Below are 12360 nucleotides of genomic sequence, written 5' to 3'. Positions count from 1 at the left end.
TCACTCCTTGATCAAGAATTGCGCGAATTATGCCTCAACCTCCCAGGAAAACTCCACGCAGGCACTACGACCTTCGTCCGACCAACTGGCGTTATGCCCCAATTGCCGGACCAGACTGACGCCGCGCCCCGACAAACGGACACCGTCCAGCGGCCTTTCCATGACTCGCGCCACATCAAAACCCTTGCCGCTGTCCTCAACGCGAATCACCAGCCGGCCGCCCCCGCCTTGTGGCTGCACCTGCAGATGCACACGGACAAAGCCATCCTGCAGCGCCTCCAGCCGATCGTTGCGCTGCTGATAATAGCGAGCAAAACCCGCCGCATCGCGCTTGAGGCTGGAGTCCAGACCCAGCACGCCATGTTCCAGCGCATTGGAATACAACTCGGCCAGCACACTGTACAAAGCACCACTCTGCGCCCGCAACCCATGCACCTCAAGCAGCAACTGCAACAGGTACGGCAACGGATTGAAACGCTTTAGTGTGGCACCACGGAATTCGAAGCTCACCGACCAGTCAAGCGGGCACGACTGGCCGCTGTCGGAATACACCGGCGCCGACGGTTTGACCTGCGCCGGCTCCAGCAGGCTAACCTCGACCATGCTGACATCGTCGCGCGCCTCGCCACGAAAATCCCGCAGCGCCTGCTCGATATCCTCGAACAAGCGATCCGGCTCGCGATTGGCGGCGAACACCTGCTGCAAACGCTCGACGCCGAACAGCTGATCACTGGCGTCACTGGTGTCGATCACCCCGTCGGACAACAGAAACACCCGATCACCGACAGCCATCGGATGCACTTCCGTACGATCATCGAACGCCTGCGCACTCAGCACACCCAGTGGCAAGTGCCGCGCTGCCAGCGGTACACGCTCACCACTGGCGATCCGATGCAGATAGCCGTCAGGCATGCCGCCGTTCCACACTTCGACCGAACGCCGCTGAAAACTCAGGCACAGCAACGTGGCGCAGCAGAACATGTCCACCGGCAGGATGCGTTTGAGCTTGGCGTTCATCTCGCGCAGGGTTTCCGCCAGGCCGTAGCCCTTGGCGGTCATGCCATAGAACACCTCGGCCAGGGGCATCGCCCCGACGGCTGCCGGCAGGCCATGGCCAGTGAAATCGCCTAACAGCACATGCATGTCCCCTGCCGGCGTGTAGGCCGCCAGCAGCAGGTCACCGTTGAACAAGGCATAGGGCGATTGCAGGTAGCGGATGTTCGGCGCACTCAGGCAACCGGAATGCGCCACTTTGTCGAAAACGGCTTTGGCCACACGTTGTTCGTTGAGCAGGTAATCATGGTGTTTGGCGATCAGGTCGCGCTGCTGCAGCACGGTTGCCTGCAAGCGGCGCAAGCGATCCATCGCCTTGATTTTGGCGGCGAGGATCACCTGGTTGTAAGGCTTCGCCAGAAAGTCGTCGCCACCGGCCTCCAGACAACGGGCCAGCGCTTCGCTTTCGGTCAGCGACGTGAGGAAGATGATCGGCACCAGCGTCTCGCCCGCCAGCGCCTTGATCTGCCGCGCGGCTTCGAAGCCGTCCATGACCGGCATCATCGCGTCCATCAAGACCAGATCGGGTTGCTGCCGGCGAAACAGATCGACCGCTTCGGCACCGTTGGCCGCCGTCAAGACGTTATGGCCCTGACGACGGACGATGGTCGACAGCAACAGGCGATCGGCGGCGCTGTCTTCGGCGATCAACAGGGTCAGCGGCTCTTGCGCCTGCATGGCCGTCAACTGATGTCGAAGAGTTTGTCGAAATTGGAGATGGCGAGGATCTTGCGCACATCGGAGTTGCTGTTGACGACTCGCACGTCCGAATTATCGCCACCGGCGTGATCCCGCAGCAGGAGCAGCATGCCCAGTGCGGAGCTGTCGAGGTAGGTGGCCTCTTTCAGATCGACCACGATGGACTCAGGTTTCTTTTGGAGTCGCTCGTAGGACTCGCGAAACTCCTGATGGCGCCCGAAATCGAACCGCCCCCTGACCGAGATCGTCAGTTTGTGACCATCCGGAGAGACTTCTGTAACGACTGACATTGACTGGCTTCCTTGTCATTGACGAACCTGTACAAGGTTTAGCACTTGCACAGGGTTGCGGCAAGGTTAGAAGACAGATCAAAAGATCGCAGCCTTCGGCAGCTCCTACACTGATCCTCTGTAGGAGCTGCCGAAGGCTGCGATCTTTTGATCTTGCTTTAAAACGGATTCTGTCGCGGCAAACGCTGCGACAATTCATCGAGCAGCTTCTGCTCGCGCTTGTCTTCAAGGCGTTGCGCCTCTTCGCGATAACGTTGCACCAGTTTGCGCAAACCTTCGACCTTGGCGAACGCCTGCTGCCATTCCTCACGCGCCTTGTCGAGCTTGTTCTGGTGCCAGACCAGACTCTGGCGCTGCTGGTCGACGGCGGTGTCGAGTTGCGCCAGAAAGCCCTGAAAACCGAGCAGCCATTGCCCGCTCACGCCGGTGCTGCCGCGCACGATCCATTGCTGCGAGTAATCCAGACGAAAGGCATTGAGGTCGGCGAGTTTGCTTTCTGCGACTTTGACCTGACCCTGAAAATAGCCCAGCCGTTGCACGGCGGTTTTTTCGGCCTGTTCGGCCATGTCCACCACCGGAGCCAAGCGCGCAGCGCGGCTGACGGCCATGGCCGGTTACCCGCCCGCCGCAGGGGCGAACAAGGTCTCGAGATAGGCCTGGCTTTCACCCATGTTGATTTTGTCGTTGAGGCCCTGACGCTGGTAGCGCACTAACTGCGGTTGCAGGGAAATCGCCAGATCGGTCTCGCGGTCGCCGCCGGCAACGTAGGCGCCGACGCTGATCAGATCGCGGCTCTGCTGATAACGCGACCACAACTGTTTGAAGTACTGCGCGCGCTGCATGTGTTCCGGCGAAACCACCGCCGGCATTACCCGGCTGATCGACGCTTCGATGTCGATGGCCGGATAGTGCCCTTCCTCAGCCAGACGTCGGGACAGCACGATGTGACCATCAAGTACGCCTCGAGCCGAGTCGGCAATCGGGTCCTGCTGGTCATCGCCTTCGGACAACACCGTATAGAACGCGGTAATCGAACCACCGCCCTTCTCCGCATTACCGGCACGCTCAACCAGTTTCGGCAATTTGGCGAACACCGACGGCGGATACCCCTTGGTTGCCGGCGGTTCGCCGATGGCCAAGGCGATTTCCCGCTGCGCCTGGGCGAAACGGGTCAGCGAATCCATCAGCAGCAGGACGTTCTTGCCCTTGTCGCGGAAATACTCGGCAATTCGCGTGCAATACATCGCGGCGCGCAGACGCATCAGCGGCGCATCGTCCGCAGGGGATGCGACGACCACGGAACGCTTGAGACCTTCTTCACCGAGGATGTGCTCGATGAATTCCTTAACTTCTCGACCCCGCTCACCGATCAGGCCAACGACGATAATGTCGGCCTCGGTGAAGCGGGTCATCATGCCCAGCAACACCGATTTACCGACACCGGTACCGGCGAACAGACCCAGACGCTGGCCGCGACCGACCGTCAGCAAACCGTTGATGCAACGGATGCCAACGTCCAGCGGTACGCTGATCGGGTCACGGTTGAGCGGGTTGATCGTCGGGCCGTCCATTGGCACCCAGTCTTCGGCCTTCATCCCGCCCTTGCCGTCCAGCGCACGTCCGGCGCCGTCGAGCACGCGCCCGAGCATGCTCATGCCCATCGGCAAGCGACCGGTATCAGCCAGTGGCACCACACGGGCGCCCGGGGCAATACCAGCGACGCTGCCGACCGGCATCAGGAAGACTTTGCTGCCGGAAAAGCCCATGACCTCCGCTTCCACCTGGGACGGGTGATAGCTGTCGTCATTGATTACCAGGCAACGCGTGCCCATGGCGGCGCGCAGGCCTTCGGCTTCGAGGGTGAGGCCGACCATACGTAGCAGGCGACCTTCAAGAATCGGCGCGCCGGCAATCTCGGTGGCCTCAGCGTAAGTGCTCAGGCGCTTGGCGAAACTGGTGCGTTCAAGGCGCATCGGATTCGTCCGCGAGCGGCTCGTCAGGTGTGGCCGCCGGTTTTACATCTTCTGGAATGTCCAGAGTCAGATCCGCCTCGGCCGGGTGCAAAGCCTGCTCGTGCAACTGATCGAACAGTTTGGCCATGACCTGAGCGACGCGGGTTTCGATGCTGGCATCGATGCGGCTGTGCTCGGTTTCAACCCGGCAGCCACCCGGCAACAGCGCTTCGTCTTCGACAATGCGCCAGGTTTCCTCATGACGTTCGCGCAAAGCCTTGGCCTGCTCGAAGTCCTGCGGATTGACGTACAGACGCACATTCTCGACACCCAGCGGCAACAGCTTGAGCGCATCGCGCATGACGTGTTCGATCTGGCTGGAATCGATGGCCAGCTCGCGCTTGATCACCTGTTTGGTGATGTGCTGCACGAGGTCGACCAGTGATTTCTCAATCTGGGTGTCTTGCTCGGCGATCGGCTCGAACAGGTTCGCCATCAGTTGCTCAAGGCTGGCCAGCTTCGCCGCCAACGCCACTTCAGCTTCCTGACGAACCTTGAGCGTGGCGCTGTGAAAGCCTTCTTTCTCGCCGATGCCAAAGCCCTCGTTGTAAGCCTCCTGACGGATGCTTTCGAGTTCTTCCAGGGTCAGTGGCTGGACTTCTTCCAGCGGCACCTCTTCCATTTCCGGCGGTTCGGGTTCCGGCTCGGGCTCGGGTTCCGGCTTCGGCGGGTCGAAGCTGGGCATGGCCCAGGATTCGAAACCACGGACATCGCGGGCACGGATCAGATCCGTCACATCGTCGTCGTGCTTGTCCATGGGCTTAGATCATTTCCTCGCCGCCTTTGCCACCGAGTACGATCTCGCCGGCTTCGGCCATACGACGGGCAATGGTGAGGATTTCTTTCTGTGCCGTTTCGACGTCGCTGACGCGCACCGGGCCTTTGGCCTCGAGGTCGTCGCGCAACAGTTCGGCAGCACGTTTGGACATGTTCTTGAAGATCTTCTCTTTGACGCCTTCGTCCGAACCCTTGAGGGCCAGCACCAGCACGTCCGAGGACACTTCGCGCAGCAACGCCTGAATGCCACGGTCGTCGACATCGGCGAGGTTGTTGAACACGAACATGAGGTCTTCGATCTGACCGGACAGGTCTTCGTCGACTTCGCGGATCGAATCCATGAGCTGGCCTTCGATCGAGCTGTCGAGGAAGTTCATGATGTCTGCCGCACGCTTGATGCCGCCCAGGGTGGTGCGCGAGGCATTCGAGTTGCCGGAGAACTGCTTCTCGAGAATCTGGTTCAGCTCTTTCAGTGCTGCTGGTTGTACGGTGTTCAACGACGAGACGCGCAGGATGATGTCCAGACGCACCTTGTGGTCGAAGTTGCCCAGCACTTCACCGGCCTGATCCGGGTCGAGGTACGCCACCACGATCGCCTGAATCTGCGGGTGTTCGTAACGGATCACGTCGGCAACGGCGCGTGGCTCCATCCATTTCAGGCTGTCGAGGCCACTGGTGTTGCCACCGAGCAGGATGCGGTCGATCAGGCCGTTGGCCTTGTCTTCACCCAGGGCCTGGGTGAGCATTTTGCGCACGTAGTCGTCGGAACCGACGCCTAGGCTGGTCTGGTCGCCGACGATATCGACGAACTCGCTCATGACCTGCTCGACCTGCTCGCGATGGACGTTGCCCATCTGGGCCATGGCCACGCCGACACGCTGAACCTCTTTCGGGCCCATGTGGCGCAGCACTTGTGCGGCGTCGGTCGAACCCAGGGACAGCAGCAGAATCGCGGCTTTGTCGACCTTGGTCAGTTTGACGGTAGCGGCTCGGTTATCACTCATCTGCGTTAATCCACTCTTTCACGACCTGAGCCACGCGACCCGGATCCTCGGCCACCAGACTCTTGATTGCATTCAGTTGCGCGTCATAACCCTCACTTGGGCTCGGCAACAGAATGCTCTGCGGACCACCGAGGCTTACGCGGTCGTTGGCCAGGTCGCCGTCCAGGCCGCCCATCCCACCGAGTTCCACGTCGCTGCCAAGACCGGCCAGCTCCTTGCCTTTGCCGCCGCCGGTGATGTTGTTGAGCACCGGACGCAGCACACCAAACACCAGCACCAGGATGAACAACACACCCAGCACTTGTTTGACGATGTCCCAGAACCATGGCTGGGAGTAGAACGGAATATCGGCAATCACTTCGCCGCGCTCGGCGGAGAACGGCATGTTGATCACGCTGACGCTGTCGCCACGGCTGGCGTCGAAACCGACGGCGTCCTGGACCAGACGGGTGAAACGCGCCAATTCGTCGGCGCTCCACGGCGCGCGTGTGGTTTCGCCGTTGGCCGCGTTGACCTTGACCTGATCGTCGACCACCACCGACACCGACAGACGATTCAGGCGACCCTGCTGCTGTTTGGTGTGGCTGATGGAACGGTCGAGTTCGAAGTTCTTGGTCGATTGTTGACGCTTGTCTGCCGGGTATGGCGCGAGCATCGGCTGGCCGGTGGCCGGGTCCATGATCTGCTGACCGTTGGCATCAACCAACGGCTGGCCTGGCTGCACCATAGCGGCCGGCGCTGCGGCGCCACCGGTGGTTTGCGGCGCCGAGGCTGGCGACGGCGGCTGGTTGCTCAGAGCACCCGGCACACCTTGCGGGCCATTGCTGGCGGTGCGTTGTTCGTTGACCGACTGCTCGCTGCGCAACGCCGGTTGATCCGGGTTGAACTGCTCGGCAGTCGACTCGACGGCATTGAAATCGATGTCGGCCGAGACCTCAGCCTTGTAGCGATCATTGCCCAATACCGGCTGCAGAATGTTGTGCACGCGCTGGGTGAGCATGCTTTCCATGCGGCGGCTGTAATCGAACTGCTTGCCGGCCATGGTCATTTCGGAGTTCTCCGCCTGATCAGAGAGCAGGTTGCCCTTCTGGTCGACGACGGTGATCTGCGACTTGCTCAATTCAGGAACGGAGGTGGCCACCAGGTTGATGATCGCCACCACCTGACCCGGCTCCAGCGAACGACCGGAATACAACTCGACCAAAACCGAAGCACTTGGCTTGCGTTCATCTCGCACGAACACCGAACTCTTCGGAATCGCCAGGTGCACGCGGGCACCCTTGACGTTGTTCAGGCTGGAGATGGTCCGCGCCAGTTCACCTTCGAGGCCACGACGGTAGCGCGTCGCTTCCATGAACTGACTGGTGCCCAGCCCCTGTTCCTTGTCGAGGATTTCAAAACCGATGTTGCCGTCGCTGGGAGTGACACCAGCAGCGGCGAGTTTCATCCGCGCACGGGACAGGTCATCGGCCTTGACCAGCAAGGCGCCGGAGTTCGGTTCGACGGTGTAAGGAATGTCAGCAGAGGCCAGGGTGTCCATGACCTGCTTGGCGTCCATGCCGGCAAGGCTGCCGTACAACGGACGGTAATCCGGCTGCTGCGACCACAGCACCACGGCAAAGCCAATCGCCACGCTCGCAGCCAGGCCGACCAACAGGCCCACCTGACGCAGCATGGTCATCTCGGAGAGGTTTTCCAGGAAGGACAAGCCGAACAGCGGCGGTTTGCCGTCTATTGGGGTGGCCTTGGCCGGAACGTTATCGGCGACTGCTTCTGCCATGACTCAATCTCGTCCTTAAACCGGCATCTGCATGATGTCTTGATAAGCCTGAACCAGCTTGTTGCGTACCTGGGTCAGAGCCTGGAACGACACGCTGGCTTTTTGCGAAGCGACCATCACGTCCGTCAGATCGACGCCGCTCTTGCCCACTTCGAATGCGTTGGCCAACTGAGTCGACGCCTGCTGGGTATCGCTGACCTTGTTGATCGCCTGACCGAGCATGTCGGAAAAGCTGCTGCCCGCCAGTTCAGGGACAGCGGTCGTCGATTTCGGTGCAGACATGGCGTCCAGTTTCATGGCCTTCATGTCCATCATCAACCGATTAAATTCAATACCTTGGCTCATGGTCTACTCTCTTGGGCGGCCCGCAATTTTTTGACACTCACTCGGCGGGTACACAGGTATTAGCAACAAGGGTGCCAGCTCATGGGCACCCCTTTCAGAAAAGCGTTTTCAAATCGTTGCGCCAGACGTCAGGTGGCGAACAGATAACCTTCGACGTCCATTCCGGCATCGCGCATTTGCGCCAGCTTGTAGCGCAGGGTGCGCGGGCTGATACCGAGCTTTTCCGCCGCTTCTTTACGTCGGCCGCGCTCGGCGCGCAGGGTGTCGATGATCATCTGAAACTCCCGGCGGCGCAGGTCATCGCCCAGTGCACCGGCCGAATCCGCTTCGATTTCAACCTCGCGAAGCACCGCTGACACCGGCGCGACGACGGGCATCGTGGTGTACGTCACGGGACCGGCCAGACAGAAATCCTGCGGCTGAATCAAGCCGCCCTGCTGCAAGATCAGCGCACGCTGAATGGCGTTATCCAGCTCACGCACATTGCCCGGCCACGGGTAAGCGGTCAGGCACGTCTGCGCTTCAGGCGAGAGTTTCGCCGCCGCGTGCTTCATTTTATTGACGTGTTTGGCCAGCAACCTTTCGGCCAGCGGCAGGATATCGGCAGTGCGTTCGCGAAGTGGACGCCAGGCCAAGGGGAAAACCGACAGACGGTAAAAAAGGTCTTCACGGAACCGCCCCGCCGCCACCTCGCCCGCCAGATCGCGGTTGGTGGTCGCGACCACGCGAATATCCAGAGCAATCGGTTTACGTGCCCCGACGCGCTCGACCTCGCGCTCCTGCAACACGCGCAGCAGTTTGGCTTGCAGGCCGAGGGGCATTTCGGAGATTTCGTCGAGCAACAGCGTGCCACCGTCGGCTTGTTCGAACTTGCCGGCTTGTGCGGCAATGGCGCCCGTGAACGAACCCTTCTCGTGGCCGAACAACGTGGCTTCGAGCATGTTGTCCGGGATCGCCGCGCAGTTAATCGCGATGAACGGCTGACTGGAGCGATGGGATTGCTGATGAATGTAACGCGCCAGCACTTCTTTACCGGTGCCGGATTCGCCAGAGATCAGCACCGTGGAATCGCTGCGCGCCACCCGCGCCGCCAGCTCCAGCAACTGCGCACTGGCCGGCTCGACGGCCACCGGACCGTCGCCGTCGCTTGTACCAATACTGCCTAGCGCATGCCGTGCCACCAGATCCAGCAAGGCCTTGGGTTCAAACGGCTTGACCAGATAGTCGGCCGCGCCCTGGCGCATCGCATCGACCGCACGCTCGACCGCGCCGTGCGCCGTCATCAGCAACACCGGCAATTGCGGTTGGCGGGCCCGCAACAGCGAGAGCAACTGGTGACCGTCCATGCCCGGCATGTTGACGTCGCTGACCACCAGATTGAACGCCTCACGCGCCACCGCCGTCAGCGCGTCTTCAGCGCAACCGACCGCGTGGTAATCGTGCCCGGCCAGCAACAACGTATCGGCCAGCGCCTCGCGCAATGAGCGGTCATCCTCGACCAGCAAAACCTTGATGCCCATGTCTTTTACTCAGCTCCGTGTACAGCGGAAAACAGCGGCAGGATCACCTGCGCGCACGTGCCGCGCCCGACCCGCGAACGCAGCAGCAATTCTCCCTGATGCGCACGGGCCACAGCCTTGACCACGGTCAGGCCGAGGCCGGTGCCGGTGACTTTGGTGGTAAAAAATGGCTCGCCGAGCCGCGCCAGAACCGCAGGCTCGATGCCGCTGCCACTGTCGCTGATACTCAGATGCAGGTTGTTGTCACGGGTGTAGCAATGCACTTTCAGGCGGACGTCGCCGACACTGGCCTGAATGGCGTTTTCGATCAGGTTCAGCAGCGCTCCGACCAGCGTGTCGCGGTTGCACAGCAGCTCACCGACATGACTGTCGCACTGCCAGCGGATGGGCAGATCCTGGACATGCGTCAGCGCCGCCGCTTGCAGAGCCTGCATCAAGGTGTTCGGGGTCAGGCGATCGGTCAGCGGCAACTCACCGCGAGCGAAGACCAGCATGTCGCGCACCTGGTGCTCCAGCTCGTGCAGGCGCTCTTTCAGGCGCCCGGCGAAACGCTGCTGGGTAGCGACCGGCAATTGCTGCTCAGTCAAATGACTGGCGTAGAGCAAAGCAGCGGATAGCGGCGTGCGGATCTGATGGGCCAGCGAGGCGACCATGCGCCCCAGCGAGGACAAGCGCTCGTGGCGTGCCAGTTGATCTTGCAGATGACGGGTTTCTGTCAGGTCGTTGAGCAGCACCAGTTGCCCCGGCTCGGCATCCAGCGAACGGGTGGCGATCGACAGGCGTCGACCATTTTTCAAGGAAACTTCATGACCGTCGTCTTCACGCGGGGCAAAGCAACGCGCAATCACATGGCGCCACAGCTCGCCCTCAAGCGGCAAGCCGAGCAGTTCGATAGCGGCAGGATTAGATTCGCGCACCATGCCGTGACCGTCGATGACGATGACGCCACCGGGCAACAGATCAAGGAGATTTTGCAGGCGGTTGGCCAAGCGTTCTTTTTCCGCCAGCTCCTGCATGCGCTGGGCACTGACGACTGCGAGCTCACCCTTGAGCTCGGTCACCCGCGCTTCAAGCATGCTGTAGGAGTCCGTCAGCTGGCTGGACATCTGGCTGAACAGCTCGAATGCCTGCTCCAGGCCCTGTCGGCTTGCCTGCTCTACGGAGGACGGCTGCCCCTCGGGACTGGAGGCAGTAGACATCTGGGCGTGGGGCATTGTGCTTTCTCGCTTGGCTGACCGTCAGTTAAACGGAACGTTGCGAGGGCTGTAGCAATACCCGTGCCTAAAAAAAACTGCTTATAAATGAAGCAGTTGAAAAACAGGCGTCAATCCTCCGCCTGTTCATCTCCATCGCGCCGGCTCATGCCGTACTTGCGCATCTTCTCCACCAGGGTGGTGCGACGGATACGCAGGCGTTCAGCCGCACGCGCCACAATGCCATTGGCATCGTCCAGCGCCTGCTGAATCAGGCCTTGCTCCAGACCACCGAGGTAGTCTTTCAGGTCCAGGCCTTCCGGCGGCAGCATGGCGTTGGCGGTGAAGTCCGGCGTATGGCCGTTGATCGCCACGCGCTCTTCGAGATCGCTGCGCAGGCTGTCGACCATTTGCTCGTCTTCGTCGTCGACGTAGCGGAATTTCTTCGGCAACTCGACCACGCCGATCACCCCGTACGGATGCATGATCGCCATGCGCTCCACCAGGTTGGCCAGCTCGCGGACGTTGCCCGGCCAGCCGTGACGGCACAGCGACATGATCGCTGCCGAGTTGAAACGGATCGAACCGCGCTTCTCGTGCTCCATGCGCGAGATCAGTTCGTTCATCAGCAACGGAATGTCTTCGACGCGCTCACGCAGCGGCGCCATCTCGATCGGGAACACGTTCAGGCGATAGTAAAGGTCTTCGCGGAAGGTGCCGATCTCGATCATGCTTTCGAGATTCTTGTGGGTCGCGGCGATGATGCGCACATCAACGCTCTGGGTCTTGTTGCTGCCCACGCGTTCGAAGGTGCGCTCCTGCAGGACGCGCAGCAGTTTGACCTGCATCGGCAGCGGCATGTCGCCGATTTCGTCGAGGAACAGCGTACCGCCATTGGCCAGTTCGAAGCGGCCGGCACGGCTGGTGATCGCTCCGGTGAAAGCACCCTTCTCGTGACCGAACAATTCGCTTTCGAGCAGCTCTGCCGGGATCGCCCCGCAGTTGACCGGCACGAACGGTGCGTCGCGGCGCTTGGAATGGTAATGCAGGTTGCGCGCAACCACTTCCTTGCCAGTGCCGGACTCACCGAGGATCAGCACGCTGGCATCGGTGTCGGCGACTTGCTGCATCATCTGGCGCACGTGCTGAATCGCACGGCTGGTGCCGACAAGGCTGCGGAACAGATTGGGTTCGCGATGACGGCCGCGCTCGCGTGCCTGGTCGTACATCTCGCGATAGACCTGGGCGCGGTGCAGGGAGTCGAGCAATTTGCTGTAGCTGGGTGGCATTTCGAGGGTCGAAAGCACGCGGCGACGCTGGTCTTCAGGCAAGTCAACGGAAGAATTATCGCCCATCAACAAAACCGGAAGGAACTCATCCCAGGTTGAGAGTGTCTTTAGCAAGCCCAAAAGCGCACCAGGAGCATTAACCGTCCCGATCAGTACGCAAATGACCTCACGACTAGACGACAAAGAGCCGACTGCCTGCTGCCAGTCATGGCTGCCGCAGGGTAAATTTTCTTCGCCAAGAAAATTTAGAATCACCGCCAAGTCGCGGCGGCGGACGCTATCGTCATCGATCAGCAGAATTTTGGTTTCACGCCACATGCAATAGCAACTTCCCTAGTCAACTCAATGCCCAAAATAAGGGGCAAGCGAGACGCTTGCAGGACACCATGTGCCTGTAG

At 60.8% G+C, this 12360-nt stretch carries 11 protein-coding genes; all 11 read right to left on the bottom strand.

What is annotated here, in order from left to right:
- Nucleotides 1-27: 27 nt before the first annotated feature.
- The 11 genes from CKW14_RS27185 to CKW14_RS27135 all read right to left on the bottom strand — a co-directional run bounded on the left by CKW14_RS27185 (nucleotide 28) and on the right by CKW14_RS27135 (nucleotide 12280).
- Nucleotides 28-1731, bottom strand: coding sequence for a fused response regulator/phosphatase (locus CKW14_RS27185; RefSeq protein ID WP_095050180.1), 1704 nt, complete (start codon nucleotides 1729-1731; stop codon nucleotides 28-30).
- Nucleotides 1732-1736: 5 nt separating this feature from the next.
- A complete protein-coding gene (locus tag CKW14_RS27180) occupies nucleotides 1737-2042 on the bottom strand; it encodes an STAS domain-containing protein (protein WP_095050179.1) in 306 nt (101 codons plus the stop codon).
- Nucleotides 2043-2200: 158 nt separating this feature from the next.
- The gene (gene fliJ, locus CKW14_RS27175) at nucleotides 2201-2650 is read right to left on the bottom strand and encodes a flagellar export protein FliJ (protein ID WP_093439724.1); all 450 of its coding nucleotides are present in this window, start codon (nucleotides 2648-2650) and stop codon (nucleotides 2201-2203) included.
- Between the two features lie 6 nt (nucleotides 2651-2656).
- The gene (gene fliI, locus CKW14_RS27170; protein WP_093439720.1) at nucleotides 2657-4015 is read right to left on the bottom strand and encodes a flagellar protein export ATPase FliI; all 1359 of its coding nucleotides are present in this window, start codon (nucleotides 4013-4015) and stop codon (nucleotides 2657-2659) included.
- Nucleotides 4005-4811 (bottom strand): flagellar assembly protein FliH, encoded by an 807-nt coding sequence (fliH, locus tag CKW14_RS27165; protein ID WP_095126507.1) that lies wholly within the window; start codon nucleotides 4809-4811, stop codon nucleotides 4005-4007. Before fliH ends, fliI begins: the two co-directional genes overlap by 11 nt.
- A gap of 4 nt (nucleotides 4812-4815) precedes the next feature.
- On the bottom strand, nucleotides 4816-5835 hold the full coding sequence (gene fliG / locus CKW14_RS27160) for a flagellar motor switch protein FliG (RefSeq protein WP_016771079.1): 1020 nt from the start codon (nucleotides 5833-5835) through the stop codon (nucleotides 4816-4818).
- On the bottom strand, nucleotides 5828-7615 hold the full coding sequence (gene fliF, locus CKW14_RS27155) for a flagellar basal-body MS-ring/collar protein FliF (RefSeq protein WP_095050177.1): 1788 nt from the start codon (nucleotides 7613-7615) through the stop codon (nucleotides 5828-5830). The genes fliG and fliF overlap by 8 nt, the downstream gene beginning before the upstream one ends.
- A 15-nt stretch (nucleotides 7616-7630) precedes the next feature.
- Nucleotides 7631-7960 carry a flagellar hook-basal body complex protein FliE gene (gene fliE / locus CKW14_RS27150; protein ID WP_038363826.1) on the bottom strand — a complete coding sequence of 110 codons (330 nt, stop codon included), beginning with the start codon at nucleotides 7958-7960 and terminating at the stop codon, nucleotides 7631-7633.
- A gap of 128 nt (nucleotides 7961-8088) precedes the next feature.
- A complete protein-coding gene (locus tag CKW14_RS27145) occupies nucleotides 8089-9480 on the bottom strand; it encodes a sigma-54 dependent transcriptional regulator (protein ID WP_095126506.1) in 1392 nt (463 codons plus the stop codon).
- A gap of 5 nt (nucleotides 9481-9485) precedes the next feature.
- On the bottom strand, nucleotides 9486-10679 hold the full coding sequence (locus tag CKW14_RS27140) for a PAS domain-containing sensor histidine kinase (protein ID WP_176471350.1): 1194 nt from the start codon (nucleotides 10677-10679) through the stop codon (nucleotides 9486-9488).
- A gap of 125 nt (nucleotides 10680-10804) precedes the next feature.
- Nucleotides 10805-12280 (bottom strand): sigma-54 dependent transcriptional regulator, encoded by a 1476-nt coding sequence (locus tag CKW14_RS27135; RefSeq protein WP_007920053.1) that lies wholly within the window; start codon nucleotides 12278-12280, stop codon nucleotides 10805-10807.
- Nucleotides 12281-12360 lie beyond the last annotated feature (80 nt).

Source organism: Pseudomonas sp. Irchel s3a12, from assembly GCF_900187485.1.
Lineage (GTDB): Bacteria > Pseudomonadota > Gammaproteobacteria > Pseudomonadales > Pseudomonadaceae > Aquipseudomonas > Aquipseudomonas neuropathica.
Note: the sequence above shows the minus strand (reverse complement) of the source record. Positions and strands in the feature narration are given on the sequence as shown.

What these genes read in the sequence shown, in the direction of transcription:
- CKW14_RS27135 (WP_007920053.1), bottom strand. Translation starts at nt 12,280, where the DNA reads ATGTGGCGTGAAACCAAAATTCTGCTGATCGATGACGATAGCGTCCGC.
- fliG (WP_016771079.1), bottom strand. Translation starts at nt 5,835, where the DNA reads ATGAGTGATAACCGAGCCGCTACCGTCAAACTGACCAAGGTCGACAAA.
- fliJ (WP_093439724.1), bottom strand. Translation starts at nt 2,650, where the DNA reads ATGGCCGTCAGCCGCGCTGCGCGCTTGGCTCCGGTGGTGGACATGGCC.
- fliE (WP_038363826.1), bottom strand. Translation starts at nt 7,960, where the DNA reads ATGAGCCAAGGTATTGAATTTAATCGGTTGATGATGGACATGAAGGCC.
- CKW14_RS27185 (WP_095050180.1), bottom strand. Translation starts at nt 1,731, where the DNA reads ATGCAGGCGCAAGAGCCGCTGACCCTGTTGATCGCCGAAGACAGCGCC.
- CKW14_RS27145 (WP_095126506.1), bottom strand. Translation starts at nt 9,480, where the DNA reads ATGGGCATCAAGGTTTTGCTGGTCGAGGATGACCGCTCATTGCGCGAG.
- CKW14_RS27180 (WP_095050179.1), bottom strand. Translation starts at nt 2,042, where the DNA reads ATGTCAGTCGTTACAGAAGTCTCTCCGGATGGTCACAAACTGACGATC.
- fliH (WP_095126507.1), bottom strand. Translation starts at nt 4,811, where the DNA reads ATGGACAAGCACGACGACGATGTGACGGATCTGATCCGTGCCCGCGAT.
- fliI (WP_093439720.1), bottom strand. Translation starts at nt 4,015, where the DNA reads ATGCGCCTTGAACGCACCAGTTTCGCCAAGCGCCTGAGCACTTACGCT.
- CKW14_RS27140 (WP_176471350.1), bottom strand. Translation starts at nt 10,679, where the DNA reads ATGTCTACTGCCTCCAGTCCCGAGGGGCAGCCGTCCTCCGTAGAGCAG.
- fliF (WP_095050177.1), bottom strand. Translation starts at nt 7,615, where the DNA reads ATGGCAGAAGCAGTCGCCGATAACGTTCCGGCCAAGGCCACCCCAATA.